The 13,363-nt window shown below is 52.1% G+C and carries 15 protein-coding genes and 2 pseudogenes; 9 read left to right on the forward strand and 8 right to left on the reverse strand.

The genetic code is table 11. From position 1 onward, the window contains the following. The first annotated feature begins 146 nt into the window (after positions 1-146). The 3 genes from ACNT1W_RS07865 to ACNT1W_RS07875 all read left to right on the forward strand — a co-directional run bounded on the left by ACNT1W_RS07865 (position 147) and on the right by ACNT1W_RS07875 (position 2,412). Positions 147-1,130 carry a zinc-binding dehydrogenase gene (locus ACNT1W_RS07865; protein WP_419246605.1) on the forward strand — a complete coding sequence of 328 codons (984 nt, stop codon included), beginning with the start codon at positions 147-149 and terminating at the stop codon, positions 1,128-1,130. A 68-nt stretch (positions 1,131-1,198) separates the two neighbouring features. Next, the gene (locus tag ACNT1W_RS07870; RefSeq protein WP_012005613.1) at positions 1,199-1,918 is read left to right on the forward strand and encodes a DsbA family oxidoreductase; all 720 of its coding nucleotides are present in this window, start codon (positions 1,199-1,201) and stop codon (positions 1,916-1,918) included. Continuing rightward, a complete protein-coding gene (locus ACNT1W_RS07875) occupies positions 1,918-2,412 on the forward strand; it encodes a hypothetical protein (RefSeq protein ID WP_419246606.1) in 495 nt (164 codons plus the stop codon). The genes ACNT1W_RS07870 and ACNT1W_RS07875 overlap by 1 nt, the downstream gene beginning before the upstream one ends. Positions 2,413-2,532: 120 nt before the next feature. Here ACNT1W_RS07875 and ACNT1W_RS07880 read toward each other — a convergent pair whose 3' ends face one another. Further along, positions 2,533-3,570, reverse strand: coding sequence for an AraC family transcriptional regulator ligand-binding domain-containing protein (locus ACNT1W_RS07880; RefSeq protein WP_012005615.1), 1,038 nt, complete (start codon positions 3,568-3,570; stop codon positions 2,533-2,535). A gap of 191 nt (positions 3,571-3,761) precedes the next feature. On the opposite strand from ACNT1W_RS07880, the pseudogene ACNT1W_RS07885 reads away from it, so the two are divergent. Together ACNT1W_RS07885 and ACNT1W_RS07890 are read left to right on the forward strand one after the other, a co-directional pair. Continuing rightward, a pseudogene (locus ACNT1W_RS07885) lies at positions 3,762-3,966 on the forward strand (hypothetical protein); the annotation flags it as partial. Beyond that, a pseudogene (locus tag ACNT1W_RS07890) lies at positions 3,967-4,140 on the forward strand (MBL fold metallo-hydrolase); the annotation flags it as partial. A gap of 58 nt (positions 4,141-4,198) precedes the next feature. On the opposite strand, the gene ACNT1W_RS07895 reads toward ACNT1W_RS07890, so the two are convergent. Next, positions 4,199-4,360 carry a YnfU family zinc-binding protein gene (locus ACNT1W_RS07895; RefSeq protein WP_216594072.1) on the reverse strand — a complete coding sequence of 54 codons (162 nt, stop codon included), beginning with the start codon at positions 4,358-4,360 and terminating at the stop codon, positions 4,199-4,201. Between the two features lie 313 nt (positions 4,361-4,673). Then, the gene (locus ACNT1W_RS07900; protein ID WP_419246607.1) at positions 4,674-5,735 is read right to left on the reverse strand and encodes an aldo/keto reductase; all 1,062 of its coding nucleotides are present in this window, start codon (positions 5,733-5,735) and stop codon (positions 4,674-4,676) included. 97 nt (positions 5,736-5,832) lie between these two features. Here ACNT1W_RS07900 and ACNT1W_RS07905 point away from each other — a divergent pair, with 97 nt between their 5' ends. The 3 genes from ACNT1W_RS07905 to ACNT1W_RS07915 all read left to right on the forward strand — a co-directional run bounded on the left by ACNT1W_RS07905 (position 5,833) and on the right by ACNT1W_RS07915 (position 9,367). After that, positions 5,833-6,744 carry a LysR family transcriptional regulator gene (locus ACNT1W_RS07905; RefSeq protein ID WP_419246608.1) on the forward strand — a complete coding sequence of 304 codons (912 nt, stop codon included), beginning with the start codon at positions 5,833-5,835 and terminating at the stop codon, positions 6,742-6,744. Between the two features lie 130 nt (positions 6,745-6,874). Next, positions 6,875-7,426, forward strand: a complete 552-nt coding sequence (locus ACNT1W_RS07910; RefSeq protein WP_012005619.1) for a flavodoxin family protein — start codon at positions 6,875-6,877, stop codon at positions 7,424-7,426. Between the two features lie 492 nt (positions 7,427-7,918). Next, a complete protein-coding gene (locus ACNT1W_RS07915) occupies positions 7,919-9,367 on the forward strand; it encodes a GGDEF domain-containing protein (RefSeq protein WP_115183069.1) in 1,449 nt (482 codons plus the stop codon). Between the two features lie 5 nt (positions 9,368-9,372). Here the strand turns inward: ACNT1W_RS07915 and ACNT1W_RS07920 are convergent, their stop codons facing one another. Both ACNT1W_RS07920 and ACNT1W_RS07925 read right to left on the reverse strand, forming a co-directional pair. Continuing rightward, positions 9,373-9,534 (reverse strand): YnfU family zinc-binding protein, encoded by a 162-nt coding sequence (locus tag ACNT1W_RS07920; RefSeq protein WP_165366726.1) that lies wholly within the window; start codon positions 9,532-9,534, stop codon positions 9,373-9,375. Positions 9,535-9,802: 268 nt separating this feature from the next. Next, on the reverse strand, positions 9,803-10,282 hold the full coding sequence (locus ACNT1W_RS07925) for a cold-shock protein (RefSeq protein ID WP_017891897.1): 480 nt from the start codon (positions 10,280-10,282) through the stop codon (positions 9,803-9,805). 166 nt (positions 10,283-10,448) lie between these two features. On the opposite strand from ACNT1W_RS07925, the gene ACNT1W_RS07930 reads away from it, so the two are divergent. After that, positions 10,449-10,958, forward strand: a complete 510-nt coding sequence (locus ACNT1W_RS07930) for a VOC family protein (protein WP_419246609.1) — start codon at positions 10,449-10,451, stop codon at positions 10,956-10,958. A gap of 35 nt (positions 10,959-10,993) precedes the next feature. Here ACNT1W_RS07930 and ACNT1W_RS07935 read toward each other — a convergent pair whose 3' ends face one another. The 3 genes from ACNT1W_RS07935 to ACNT1W_RS07945 are packed head-to-tail and all read right to left on the reverse strand — an operon-like array spanning position 10,994 to position 13,294. Then, positions 10,994-11,821, reverse strand: coding sequence for an amino acid ABC transporter ATP-binding protein (locus tag ACNT1W_RS07935; protein WP_314727778.1), 828 nt, complete (start codon positions 11,819-11,821; stop codon positions 10,994-10,996). Positions 11,822-11,830: 9 nt separating this feature from the next. Next, positions 11,831-12,718: an amino acid ABC transporter permease gene (locus ACNT1W_RS07940; protein ID WP_012005624.1), complete on the reverse strand. Its 888-nt coding sequence runs from the start codon at positions 12,716-12,718 to the stop codon at positions 11,831-11,833. A 48-nt stretch (positions 12,719-12,766) separates the two neighbouring features. Further along, positions 12,767-13,294, reverse strand: a complete 528-nt coding sequence (locus ACNT1W_RS07945; protein WP_012005625.1) for a GNAT family N-acetyltransferase — start codon at positions 13,292-13,294, stop codon at positions 12,767-12,769. Positions 13,295-13,363: the final 69 nt, after the last annotated feature.

Genomic DNA, 13,363 nt, shown 5'->3' on the forward strand with positions numbered 1-13,363 from the left:
GATAGCTGGCTTTCTCCTCTCGTACTATTCCTGAATCCGCGATGAAGTGTCTCGTAAGATAAAAAGAATGTCTCATTAAATCAAGAAGCAAGTTGAGTTGAAACGTATGATTTTCGCAATCAATTAAGCACAAAGGAGTCGAAATTATGCGTATTGCTGTACACGAATCTCTGGGTCAGCCAGAACAGGTTATGAGTATTCAAGATACCTCTCGTCCAACACTGAAAGCTGGTGAGGTGTTGTTACAAATGGTTCTCTCACCTATCCACAATCATGATCTGATGCAAATATCTGGTACCTACGGCACCAAGCCAACGCTACCTGCCAGGGCAGGTAGCGAAGCTCTCGGCCGCGTCCTTGAGGTTGGGGAAGGAGTGAAGGATCTGCAAATTGGCCAGAGAGTTGCTGCATCGGGGGCATTTGGTACTTGGGCTGATGCTTTTGTGGCGCCTGCGGATCAACTACTGCCTATTCCTGATGGCATCAGTGATGAATTGGCTGCCCAACTGCTGGTTATGCCAGCAAGTGCAACTGTAGTACTGGACGATTTAGGAGTAAAAAGCGGTCAATGGATGGTGCTGAGTGCAGCGGCAGGCGCCGTAGGTAAAAACTTGGCACTGTTGGCAGCCTCCCGTCAGATACGTGTTATTGGCCTGGTCAATCGGGACTCTCAGGTTAAAGAACTTAGAGCTCTTGGTGTGGATTTGGTAGAAAACACAGAAAAGGACGGTTGGCAGCAACGCATAAAAACTGCGTTGAACGGCGAGGCACTACTTTATGGTCTGGACTCAGTTGCAGGGGAACTCACCGGAGAGATGCTGAGTGTCATGAATGATAACGCCACGGTGGTCGTCTTCGGTGCATTGAGCAACCACCCCCTGCGCATTGATTTTCAGGATGTCATTTTCAAGCAGGCTACAGTTCGCGGTTTCTGGGGGCTGAGGAAATTCGCTGCCTTGAACAACGAATATAAATTACGAATGATATCGGAGATTATGACAATGGCTTTACGGGATGGGTTTAGCCTGCCAGTAGCTGCCATCTATGATCTAGATGATATTGAGCAAGCGATTGGTACTAAACATGGCCCAGGTAAAGTGCTTTTACGCGGAAAAAATATAGAGGCTTAGCCCGTTTACTCATATTTATTGCTGTAATCAATTAATAGATGCAGTCGTTGCTGCAAGGAGATACCAAGATGAAGATTGATATTTGGTCAGATGTTATTTGTCCATTTTGCTATATCGGAAAACGCAAACTGGAAGCCGCTCTGGAGCAAACCGGCATTGAGGCGCAAATCGAGTGGCACAGTTTCGAGCTAAATCCAGATTCTCCTAGGTACTATGGGGTTCCATTGCAAGAATTAATGAGTCAGCTTTACCGAATCAGCCCGGATCGTGCTCTGGAGATTTTGAACCATGAAGAGCAGGAAGCTCGCCGTGTAGGGTTAGATTTCCAGTGGCGTATAGCGAAACCAGGCAACACATTTGATGCACACCGCCTCATTCATTTAGCCAAACATTACGGGCTTCTTGAAAATGAGGTAAAAGAGCGTTTTCTTCGAGCCTATTTCACGGAAGGAAAAGATATTGGGGACCCGCAGATTCTTCGTGCCCTAGCAATCGAGACAGGCTTGCCTCCTCAAGAGATTGATGGGGTTTTGAGCAGCGACCGTTTCGCCGATGAGGTTCGCACCGACGAATTGGACGCACGCAACCGGGGGATTCGTGGCGTACCATACTTTGTGTTCAACGATCAGGCTAGCATATCAGGGGCGCGTGATGTCGAGGTATTTATTAATGTTTTACGCGAACAAGCAGATTTGCTGGCTATGCAAACTGGCATAGATACAGGACCAGAGCCTGCATCTGAGGATGACGAAATGTGCAAAGACGGTTTTTGCGAAATAAAAAAATAATGATGCAAGCTCTTACCAATGAACACAGAGTATCCGCTCCAGAAGATTTTCCCTTCTCGGGCATTTGGAGATTACAACCCGAGCTTTCGAATTATGAGTTCGGGATCTCTCCTCGTGATGGAACTTACGAAGTTTCTCTGGATAGCGAAGATTGGTTGGTTATTACTTCTCGGTGGTCAAATGTCACTGGACGTTTTCATGAGGCGAATTTTGAGGGGGTTTTGGGCGGAGGACTATTCCCTTATTATAGTTACGAGGCTGCAGATGAACTCTATTTTGAGTTTGTTCAGCCTGATATACTTCGTTCCGCTGCATTCAAAAATGGGATTAAAGTACACTGGGCGGAACGTAGATTGTGCGATAGTGGTAATCTAATGACAATCAAGGTTTTTGGTTTACGTGCAGGCCGAGTATATGGCAACGCTGATGTATATAAGCGGGTGTATTCTCCTCCGTTAGAATATGCAAAAAAGATTAATAAAAATGTTTTTTGAAACATTAGTTCATATATATGAATGAATAAGAAAGATAGATGGTAAAGGGGAGCAGGTTATTTACGGCTGTCGTTGATAAGAATAAAGTTCACTTCTCCGAAGAGAACGCTATGACTGTGCTTAGAGTCGAAGTGATGACTTCGCAGCACGGACTTTTGAGGGGGACATGCCGAACCATCGCCGAGACGAAGTAGTAAGAACAGATTGATCGGAAAAACCCAGAATGGCCGCCAATTGCGCCAACGGGATACGTGTTTGTGTGAGGAAGCGTAATGCGATTTCCTGTCGTACTCCATCACGGATCCCTTCAAACGTCGCTGATTCTTCAGCCAATTTGCGCTGCATCGTACGGGGGTGTAAAAACAATAATTCAGCAATTGATGATTTACTTCCTCCCATTGCCCCTATAGTGCAGTGCAATGCGCGACGTACACGACTGGTCATTGATAATTCAGGATTTCCATAATGCCTCTGCAGGTAGTCCAGAGCGATGTTTTTTAGCAATGAACTAACATTATCTAGTTTGCTGTTCAGCGTTTTCGGCGATAGGTGTAATCCGCTAAATTCGTGTTCCAAACAAACTTGAGCGGGTCCGAAAAACCGTCGGTAGTCACTAAAATTAGAAACATCTCCGTAAGGAAATGTTATTGCTAGCAAGTGATAATTATCTTTTGCAAAAGATTTTAGCAAATAATGAAGGCGGCTTAAACAGTGCTCGATAGTCTGCCGAAACAAAGGGGCATTAGGTACTGCTTGCTCGAGGCGAATTTCAACAGCGCCTGGAATTAAGGGACTGGGATCAATAATCGAAAGCTGTACTGCGGGGCTGTGTACATACAGAAACCGCGAGGCTGTGTCCATCGCTTCACGCACATTTTTCGAATGTTGGATGGCCATAGCAAGAGGCCCTATAATATCAATCCCTTGTCGCGCCGCCAATGTTAGACCAAAATCGAGATGCTGCGTTACCAAGGCACTTTCTTCCATTAGCTGCATTACCGGTATTATCGGTACAACAGCATCATCCACCTCTCCTAAATCTACAGGCAGTCCGTGTTTACGTAACAATGGCAATGGATCAACGCCAAGCTCATTCATGAGCCCGGAATAACCTTTAAAACCAGTAGAGTTTATCATTGTCGCCATGTCCGATAACATAAAAAAATTGCCCTGTGAAATCAAGAGAAATACACATTTAATGACCTTGATACGGCATGCTCACAGAGTACAAATATCAATCACTACAGGAAGCTACAAGCGGATAGTTGCTAGAGATGCCCTGCCAAGCTCTGATACTCGCTTATAGGTGATGCTGGACGTCGGCGCAATGACATCCGTTTTGCCAGCATGGCGACAGCATTCTGGCGGTGCGATCCCTCAGCATGCTGTTTGGCGTCGTTACGGTGGCGCTGGTAATCAAACTAACCCGTTGGCTGGACAATGAAAGTGGCCGGTAGCCTGATACCGATGGCGGTGCGCTACAGTCAGGAAGCGCGCATGTATGCGCTGATGGGGATGTTGATCATCGCTGCGACCATGGCACTGGTGATGTACAAAATGCCGGACCCTGAGGTGACGATCCATTTTGATGTGAACCAGCAGCAGGCAGTGCAAACCCGAGAGCGTATTCTGGCACAGGTGGCGCGCGAGGGGAATTGGGGGGCCGCAGCCCATATCTCACTCCCCGGGCTGGGGCACGTGAACGCCGAGGGCAACGGCTTTCGCTAGGTTGCCGCCAACTATACCACTCAGCTTTCGCACTAAAGGCGGTGAGGCGTTGCAGGCACTACTTTTCGTCAGGAAGGAAATAGTGGCCGCATTTAGGGCAAATCAGGGTGATGTTTTTACGCACTTTGCGGCTATTTTGTTCAAACATGTGAGCGCATTCTGGACACTTCACTTTAACCGTTGTGCTGCTGAACATCTTAAGGGCATCAAAGATAGACATATCTTTCACCGGATAGATGTAGGGAACCTCATTCTACCATTCGGCACCGGTAATAGCCCTTTATTGATTGTTTATTAATCATTTTTGTGAGCGCGGCGCGGGGATTATGGTGGCCTGGAGTAAGGAAGTACGCGGTAAAATGTCACATTTCCATCCGGCGTTACATCTGCCGGAGCAAACTTACTCAGGGATGACAGTTCTATACATTGAGATTGGTAGTGTAGTCCTACCCGATGATGTTGTGTGTTATCCATTCCCTGTAGTGTATTACCCCATCCCTGTTAAGTTTATCCCGCCTCGTGCGGGATTTTTTTTATCTGCGCTCAATCATCAAACCGCCAAACATAATGTCGCGCGTAACTTGTAGCGCCAGAAAATCATGGGGGAAACCCAGTTCAATGGCGCTTGCCATATCCAGACGCCGCCACTGCTCTTCTGTCAGCCTGACCTCCAGCGCTCCCAGGTTATCTTCCAGTTGTGCCAACGTGCGTGCACCGATGATCGGGGCCGTCACTGCCGGGTTGCGCAGCGTCCAGGCCAGGGCTACCTGAGAAGGGCTAAAATCCGTCTCCCTGGCCAGCGTCAATACCGTTTCGGCAATGGTAATATTGCGCTCGGTCAGCATACCCTTGTCGCGAACCATGGCACGTCGGGTACCGTTCTCTTCCTCCTGCACCTGCAAATCCTGCCGACTGTATTTTCCGCTCAATATGCCACCGGAAAGCGGTGACCATGGAATGACGCCAAGGCCCAGCTCTTGCGCCATCGGTATCAGTTCTCGCTCCACGGTACGTTCCAACAGGCTGTATTCAATCTGCAGGCCAATCAACGGTGACCAACCGCGTAAATCCGCCAGTGTCTGCATTCTGGCGGCCTGCCAGGCTGGCAGATCCGAAACGGCCAGATATAACACTTTGCCGGCACGCACCAGATCGTCCATGGCGCGCATGATCTCTTCCGTCGGGGTGGTGGCGTCCCAGGCGTGCAGATACAGCAGGTCGATATAATCGGTGTTCAGGCGTCGCAGGCTTTCTTCCACCGAACGCACCATGCTTTTACGGTGGTTGCCGCCAGAGTTTGGATTATCGGGCTGCATGGGTAGCGTGTATTTGGTGGCGATCACCAGACGGTCGCGGCGTCCGGTGGCGAATTCTCCAATAAATCGTTCGGAACTGCCTTCGGTATAGCGGTTGGCGGTATCAATAAAATTGCCGCCACGTTCTACATAAACGTCAAACAGCCGACGAGCTTCCGCTTGTTCTGCGCCCCAGCCCCAATCGGTGCCAAAGGTCATGGTGCCGAGCGCCAGCGGCGAAACGCGCAGGCCAGAGCGGCCAAGCAGGCGGTAATGGTTCAGGGCCAGTGATGTCAGCATGGGGTATTTCCTCTGTGGTTTTGTTCAAGCATAGGCCCCACCGGGAGTGTAATGAATACGCTATAATCTTCATGAATTATTAAGTGTAGGGGGCATAATGAGAGGAAGTGATTTCGCGGAATTACGCGCTTTTGCCGTCATTGTTGAGCATGGCAGCTTTACCCGTGCCGCAGCGCAATTGGGCATCTCCGCCTCAGCGCTTAGTCAGACGCAGCGCAATCTGGAAACTCGGCTGGGTGTACGTCTGCTGAATCGCACCACGCGAAGTGTCGCGCTGACCCAAGCGGGGGAATTGCTGTTGGCGCGTTTATCACCGGCAATGGTCGAGATTGAAGCCGCCGTGACGCAGACCGCCGCGCTGCGTTTGCAGCCGGCGGGCACCCTACGGCTTAATGCATCCGGCCTGGCGGCGATCCATTATTTGGCTCCGCTGTTGGCTCCGTTCAATGCGCATTATCCCGATATTGTTGTGGATCTGAGCGTGGAGGATCGGCTGGTGGATATGGTCGCCGCGGGTTTTGACGCGGGTGTGCGGCTGCATGAGAGACTGGAGAAGGATATGGTGGCCGTCGCGCTGGGGGGCGAGCAACGAATGTGCGTGGTAGCCTCGCCAGCCTATTTGGCGCGTTATGGCACGCCGCAAACCCCCGATGCGCTACGTCAGCACCGCTGCCTGAATACTCGCTGGCCAACCAATGGCAGTATTTATCGTTGGGAATTCGAGCGCGGTGGCGAAAAGTTGGAAATCGCGGTGGAGGGGCCGTTGATTGTGGATGAACCGCAGGTGCTGGTGCGTGCCGCTGCGGATGGATTGGGGATTGCCTATCTGTTTGAGAGTCAGGTGGCAGAGGCATTGAACGACGGCCGATTGCTGCCGTTGCTGGCGGCCTGGACGCCACCGTTTCCCGGTTTCTATCTTTATTACCCCGCCAACCGGCAAATGCCGCGTCCGCTGCGTGCGTTTATTGATTTCGCCCGGCAGCAGGGCCCACAGGCCATTGGCGCATGAGTGCTGCCCGGTTTTTTTGAATAACTCTGTCAGATAAATTTGGTATTCACCCCAGGGTCAGTTGATTAGATTGGATAAGAATATCCTCGGGTGCCGTCGGCACTCTACTGCAACGATCTGGGAGTTCCTAATGGCGAAGACAGTGGTTATTTTTCATTCCGGCTACGGCCACACCGAGCGTTTGGCAAAGGTTGTTGCCGAAGGCGCGGCAGCGGAACTGATCGCTATCGATCAGGAAGGCAATATCAGCGATGAAGCCTGGCAGAAACTCGATGAGGCGGATGCCATTATCTTCGGTTCGCCGACCTATATGGGTGGTCCGTCCTGGCAATTCAAAAAATTTGCCGATGCCAGTTCTAAAGCCTGGTTTGGCCGTAAGTGGCAGGACAAGGTTTTCGGTGGGTTCACCAACAGCGCCAGCCTGAACGGTGACAAGCAGGTTACGCTGATCGCTCTGCAAACTCTGGCCTCGCAGCATGGTGGCCTGTGGGTCAGCCTGGGGCTGATGCCCGCGAATACCAAGTCGGCGCAGCGTACCGATATAAACAACCTGGGCGGTTCGGTAGGGTTATTGGTGCAGACACCCGCCGACGCCGGTGTGGATGAAATGCTGTCGGGTGATTTGGAAACCGCCAGCCTTTACGGCCAGCGCGTGGCGGGCTTTGCTGCCAAACTGGCTTAATAGCCATTCCCCTTGCGCTCATTTTTTCTACACAATTACAGCGTAAAGTGGGGAATGTTATTAGCCTGCTTGGGCTAACACTGCATTTCGTACAAACATTCCCGGTTCCTAGACCGGGTTTTTTGTTGCCTCTAATTGCTGTCGAACATGACTTACCGGGAAATAATAGCCGGCAGACCAGTTTTGGGCGGCAAGTAAAATACCCTTTATATAATTATGGCCTTTGCGTGGTGCTGATGAGTGCTGCTTTACGCTATGCTGTTAGATATCCTTGAATATTATTTTCGCAAAGATGAAAATTCGTTTCATCATGAAGCATCGCGTTGACGACTTGAGTTAAGAACATTCCGTTAAATAAAAGTGAATGTATCTTTGTGATTGATCTGCCTGTATTTTTTAAGTCTGCCTCTGGTTTTTATGTCATTTTCATTATGCCGGGCGAGGGAATATGCATAGAATTGCTCTGGTTATTATAAATATATGGGTAAGGCGATGAACGCCAGAATAAGCGACAAACATGGCTTGCCTGTGGCTATCCAGCTGATTACGCTTTTTCTGCTGGCATTTTTGCTTTCCCTGCTGGGTATTTTTACCCGCCCAATAGGATCGCTTTCTCTGTTTTGGCCGGTGAATGCGATTTTACTCGGTCTGCTATTACGCAAACCCGCCTATGCCAGTCCGGCCGGTTGGCTGGCTATCTATATTGGGATGATCGCCGCAGATTTGGCCAACGGTGAGAGTCTGTCGCTGGCGATGTGGTTGAACGCCTGCAATATGTCGCTGATTGCTACCGGTTACGGCGTGATGTCGCTGCTGCCAAAGTCGCAGCGCCGGATGGGTAAACCCCAGACTACCCTTTATATGTTTACCGCCAGCCTGAGTAGCGCGGCGGTGGCGTCGACCTTATCGATACTGCGTAATGACAGCCTGTACAACAACACGGCCGTTATCGCCTGGTTAGCCTGGTTCAGCGAGCAGTTCTCGACCAATCTGCTGTTGTTGCCGGTACTGCTGGCGGCACCGCGTCTCAAACAGCTGTTGCGTATGCAGATCAACTGGCAACTGCGTGCCGGTATGCCGCTGCTGGCGTTGCTGTTTTCACTGGTGTTCAGTGTGTATATCGGCGGTCCGGGGGCGATTGCCTTCCCCATTCCGGCGCTGCTGTGGTGCGCGGTGCGCTACCAACTGTTCACGGTAACCTTGTTGACGCTGCTGACCGGGATGACCGAGATCAGCAGTATCTCCGCCAATCTGATGCTGTATGAAACGCCTAACAACCACATTGCCTTCCTCGACACGCTGATGTCAGCCCGTTTGGGGATCGCCATGCTGGTGATGGGGCCACTGATCCTTGCCAGTTCAATTGCCGTTAACCGTAAGCTGCTGCGGCGGCTGGAGCACAGCGCCAATCACGATTTTCTGACCGGCGTACTGGCGCGTAATGCACTAACGCGTAAGGCTGGCGAACTGCTGGAGCACAAGCATAAATCGAAGGAGGCGGTGTCGCTGCTGCTGATCGATATCGATCATTTTAAGCAGATCAATGATACCCATGGGCATCTGGTGGGCGATCAGGTACTGGCTTCATTCGCCCATATTGTGCGGCGCGAGTTGCGTCACGATCAGCTGTTTGGCCGTTTGGGTGGGGAAGAGTTTGCCATTATGCTGCCGCGGGCGCTGGCGGCGCAGGGGGTGGCACTGGCAGAGCATTTGCGGCAATTGGTACAAAAAGCCGATTTGCTCCCCACTGGCAAGGTGCCGTTGAACATCACCATCAGCGTTGGCGTCGCCAGTCTGGGGATGAACGAAGTTAAATCGCTGGAACAGTTAATGAATATGGCGGATATCGCGCTTTATCGCGCCAAGTCGCAGGGGCGTAACCGGGTGGAGTCGTTTAACGCGGTAAGTGGCAACAGCGTTGGCCACATCATGTTTAAATAAGGGTATCAGTTCTGCTTGGGTTCAAACTCGGTACCGCAGTTTGGGCAGATCAGCATGACATTTTGCCGCAGCATCGAGCATTTTTGAGTGGTGACGTAGGCGCATTTGGGGCAGGCGATTTTGGTGGAGCGGTTGATAAAGCCTTTAACACTGCTGGTATCAGACATAATAAAATGGCCTGTGTCAGGTGAAAACCCACGCTAACACAGGTGGTATCAAATTGCTTAGAATGTTTTATACCCGTCGCCTTTCAAGCTGCAGCGTTGTTACCTGCACTATCTCCCCCCAGTTACTTACTGAAGTAAGCGCCTGGGGATGAGCTAGCTGGTCGCCTAGCTGTGCTGTACAGGGATGTACAAATGCCGCGAGCGCATGGACGCGCCAGAGCGGCCAACTCGAAATTCATAGGGTATATGCGGCTGGCGGTGGTTGTGATTACAGGCTTTTCAGCACTTTCAGGGTTTCATCCATGTCGATCTCATGTTCTGAGAAGGTATGGGTGTCGTTCTGGAAGGTGGTGATGGTCAGCATGCGCAGCGTTTGCATGGTTTGCGGCGCTTCTTCTGATTGCGGGCGAATGCGGTTCATCAACAGGCCGACCGACAGCACGGTATTTTCTTTATCCACGTCCGCTTTCACCGGCACTTCTTTGGTGAAGGTGTTGAAGGATTTGATGCTGGTGATCTTGATTCTTTCGTTGGCGATGATGATGTACTTGCTCGACGCCAGCACCTTGACCGCAAACGCCGATGGGCCTTTGGTGTTGTTGGTCGGTTCGAAAGTCACCGCCGCGTTTTTCTTAATCAGCTCAGGGTTCTGCACTTTAATCACGTGAAAATAACGATTCTCCCCGTTCTCATCGGTAATAAAGCCGAAGCCTTTGTCTTCAAAAAAAGTCGTTATCTTGCCGTTCATCATCATTCTCATAAAGTCGCTCAATACAGTGCATATGATAGCGCGGAATGCCTTGCAGTGACAGATTGCGTGCCCGGCATTTGATAATGCGATTACGGCATTTAGCGGGGTTGTCGCCACATGCTATTTTCTTTCTGACTTTATTTATTTCTGAAAGGGACAACCGATGGGCATTAAACGGCTAAACCATGCGGTGCTGTATGTCAGCGATGTACAGCAGAGCGCGGATTTTTATCATCAGGTGCTGGGATTTAAGCTCAAGCCCTCAGGCAGCCCCGAGAAAGCGGTGTTTACCCAGGCGGCCGATTCGGATAACGATCACGATCTGGCGCTGTTCAGCAAGAACCTGGGGCAACAGCGGGCCGGAGTGTTTCGCGCCAACGGTGAACCACCGGCGGAAAACGAGCCGCCGGCCGGGTTGTACCATTTGGCCTGGGAGGTCGACAGCCTGGACGAACTTGAGCGCATTCGCGACCAGTTGGCGCAGCGCGGCATTCTTGGGCTGGAAGAAGATCATGGCGTGCACAAAAGCATCTATGGGCACGATCCGGATGGGTTACTGTTTGAAGTGAGCTGGTTTATTCCTCCCGAGCTACTGACCGAACAGGATCGTAATCAGCGTGGCATCAAACCGCTGGATTTTACCGCTGAAAAACGCCGTTTCGCGTTGCTCTAACAGAGCGGGGGGGGGCGCCGCTGACGCCCCGCTGATCACAGCACTTTATTGAGGAAGTTGATGGTGCGGGGGTGTTGCGGTTGGTTCAGTACCCGACGAGCATCGCCCTGTTCGACGATTTGCCCATCGACCATAAAGACAATCTGATCGGCTGCCTCACGGGCAAAGCCAATTTCATGGGTGACCACCACCAGCGTTACGCCAAGATCTGCCAGCCCCTTGATGACGTCCAATACTTCACCGACCAGCTCTGGATCGAGCGCCGAGGTCGGCTCATCAAACAAAATCACCTTCGGGTTCAGCGCCAGCGCGCGGGCAATGGCGATGCGCTGCTGTTGCCCGCCGGACAGATGGCGCGGGTAGGCATCAGCCTTGTGGCGCAGACCGACGGTATCGAGCAGTTGATAAGCCACCTCTTTGGCCTCGGCCCGCGAGTAAATTTTATGCACTATCGGGGCTTCAATAATGTTCTCCAGTACCGTCAGGTGAGGGAACAGGTTGAAGTTCTGGAACACATAACCGACGTTGATACGCTGCTTGAGAATAGCGTTCTCTTTTAGCTCATACAGCTTGTCACCTTTGCGCCGGTAGCCGACATAGTCGCCGTCGATGCGGATAAAGCCTTCATCGACACGCTCCAGGTGGTTAATGGCCCGCAACAGGGTGGACTTGCCGGAACCGGAAGGGCCGAGGATCACCGTGACGGTGCCCGGTTGCAGCGTCAGGCTGACGTCGTCCAGTGCCTTATGTTTACCGAAAAATTTGCTGACGTTGCTGATTTCAATCAGGCCGCGCGCCGGTACTGGCACGATGCTGTGTACCGCCGCTTCGCGCAGGGCATAGTAATCAATGGCTTCGGACATGGGATCCTCCTAACGTTTTAACCAGCCGGCCAGTTTCTGCCATGGCGTTGGCGGCAGTTCGCGCACTGCGCCACGGGCGAAATAGCGCTCGATGTAATACTGAATGACCGACAGTGCGGTGGTGATGAACAGGTACCAGACGGTGGCGACCATCAGCAGCGGTATCACCTGCTGGGTGCGGTTGTAGATCACCTGAATGGTATAAAACAGCTCCGGCAGCGCCAGCACGTAGACAATCGAAGTGCCCTTCGCCAGGCTGATAATTTCATTGAAGCCGGTTGGAATAATCGAACGCAGCGCCTGGGGCAAAATAATGCGGAAAGTGCGGCGATAGCCCGGCAGCCCCAGGGCCGCAGCCGCTTCATGCTGGCCGTACTCGACCCCGATAATGCCGCCGCGGATGATTTCTGCGGTATAGGCCGACTGCACCAGCGTCAGCCCCAGCACCGCCACCGAGAACTGGCTGAGGATATCGATGGTCGGATAGCTGGCGAACACCAGCGAGGTAAAGGGGATACCCAGTGAGATGGAGTCGTACAGATAAGAGAAGTTATACAGAACGATCAGCACCAGGATCAGCGGCAGCGAGCGGAACAGCCAGATATAACCCCACGCCAGCGAAGCCAACAGGTAGGAGCGCGATAACCGCGCCAGGGCCAGCAGCGTACCGAAGATGATACTGAACAGCGTGCCGAGCAGCGTCAGCAGCAGTGTTTTTCCCAGACCCGACAGCACCGCCGGGGCAAAGAACCATTCGGCGAATACCCCCCATTCCCAGCGTTCGTTGGTTGCCACAGACTGGAGGATCGCCGCCAGAATAAACACCGAGAACAACGCACCTGCCAGCCGCAGTGGGTAACGTGCGGGAACCACTTTTAAGACTTCTTGTTTGGACATCACTACTCTCCTGAAACAGATAAAAGGGTGAAGAAGGGGGAATGTCCCCTAGGCAATCTTCCTTTCCGGTGCGCAACAGTATGCGTCCGCTGTTATCAGGCTTTTGCGAAATGGCAGCCGGCCATCATAAGGGGGACGGCTGTAGACTTCAGTATCGACGCTGGTATCGAACTGCGGCTGGTAGCCGTTGCTCAAATACAAGCCCACCGCCTCCGGCTGGCGAAAGCCGGTGGTCAGGTAGAGCTGACGATAACCCTGTTGCTGCGCCAGCGTTTCCAGTTGCTGCAATACCCGTTGTGCCAGGCCCTGGCGGCGTAAATCGGTTCGCGTCCAGATGCGTTTCAGCTCGGCAGTTTGCGGATCGTAGCGTTTGAAGGCCCCCATGGCGATCGGCTCCCCGGCGCGCAACAGCACGATAAAGGCGCCTTGCGGCGGGGCGTACAAATCCAGCGCTTCCTGTTCCTGGTCACCAAAATAGTCGCCGTAGCGTTGGCGATATTCACCGAATAGCCCTGCGATCACCGGCTGGACCAACGGATCGCTTGGCAGCGTTTGGATAAAAACGTCGTTTGCCATCTGTATGCTCCTAATCGCCCAGATCGTTACGTTGGCTGGGCAGGACGCTAAAGGTTGTTCGCATAGCGG

Source organism: Serratia sp. NFX21, from assembly GCF_048517035.1.
Taxonomy (GTDB): domain Bacteria; phylum Pseudomonadota; class Gammaproteobacteria; order Enterobacterales; family Enterobacteriaceae; genus Serratia; species Serratia quinivorans.

What these genes read in the sequence shown, in the direction of transcription:
- ACNT1W_RS07865 (WP_419246605.1), top strand. Translation starts at nt 147, where the DNA reads ATGCGTATTGCTGTACACGAATCTCTGGGTCAGCCAGAACAGGTTATG.
- ACNT1W_RS07870 (WP_012005613.1), top strand. Translation starts at nt 1,199, where the DNA reads ATGAAGATTGATATTTGGTCAGATGTTATTTGTCCATTTTGCTATATC.
- ACNT1W_RS07875 (WP_419246606.1), top strand. Translation starts at nt 1,918, where the DNA reads ATGATGCAAGCTCTTACCAATGAACACAGAGTATCCGCTCCAGAAGAT.
- ACNT1W_RS07880 (WP_012005615.1), bottom strand. Translation starts at nt 3,570, where the DNA reads ATGTTATCGGACATGGCGACAATGATAAACTCTACTGGTTTTAAAGGT.
- ACNT1W_RS07895 (WP_216594072.1), bottom strand. Translation starts at nt 4,360, where the DNA reads ATGTCTATCTTTGATGCCCTTAAGATGTTCAGCAGCACAACGGTTAAA.
- ACNT1W_RS07900 (WP_419246607.1), bottom strand. Translation starts at nt 5,735, where the DNA reads ATGCTGACATCACTGGCCCTGAACCATTACCGCCTGCTTGGCCGCTCT.
- ACNT1W_RS07905 (WP_419246608.1), top strand. Translation starts at nt 5,833, where the DNA reads ATGAGAGGAAGTGATTTCGCGGAATTACGCGCTTTTGCCGTCATTGTT.
- ACNT1W_RS07910 (WP_012005619.1), top strand. Translation starts at nt 6,875, where the DNA reads ATGGCGAAGACAGTGGTTATTTTTCATTCCGGCTACGGCCACACCGAG.
- ACNT1W_RS07915 (WP_115183069.1), top strand. Translation starts at nt 7,919, where the DNA reads ATGAACGCCAGAATAAGCGACAAACATGGCTTGCCTGTGGCTATCCAG.
- ACNT1W_RS07920 (WP_165366726.1), bottom strand. Translation starts at nt 9,534, where the DNA reads ATGTCTGATACCAGCAGTGTTAAAGGCTTTATCAACCGCTCCACCAAA.
- ACNT1W_RS07925 (WP_017891897.1), bottom strand. Translation starts at nt 10,282, where the DNA reads ATGAACGGCAAGATAACGACTTTTTTTGAAGACAAAGGCTTCGGCTTT.
- ACNT1W_RS07930 (WP_419246609.1), top strand. Translation starts at nt 10,449, where the DNA reads ATGGGCATTAAACGGCTAAACCATGCGGTGCTGTATGTCAGCGATGTA.
- ACNT1W_RS07935 (WP_314727778.1), bottom strand. Translation starts at nt 11,821, where the DNA reads ATGTCCGAAGCCATTGATTACTATGCCCTGCGCGAAGCGGCGGTACAC.
- ACNT1W_RS07940 (WP_012005624.1), bottom strand. Translation starts at nt 12,718, where the DNA reads ATGTCCAAACAAGAAGTCTTAAAAGTGGTTCCCGCACGTTACCCACTG.
- ACNT1W_RS07945 (WP_012005625.1), bottom strand. Translation starts at nt 13,294, where the DNA reads ATGGCAAACGACGTTTTTATCCAAACGCTGCCAAGCGATCCGTTGGTC.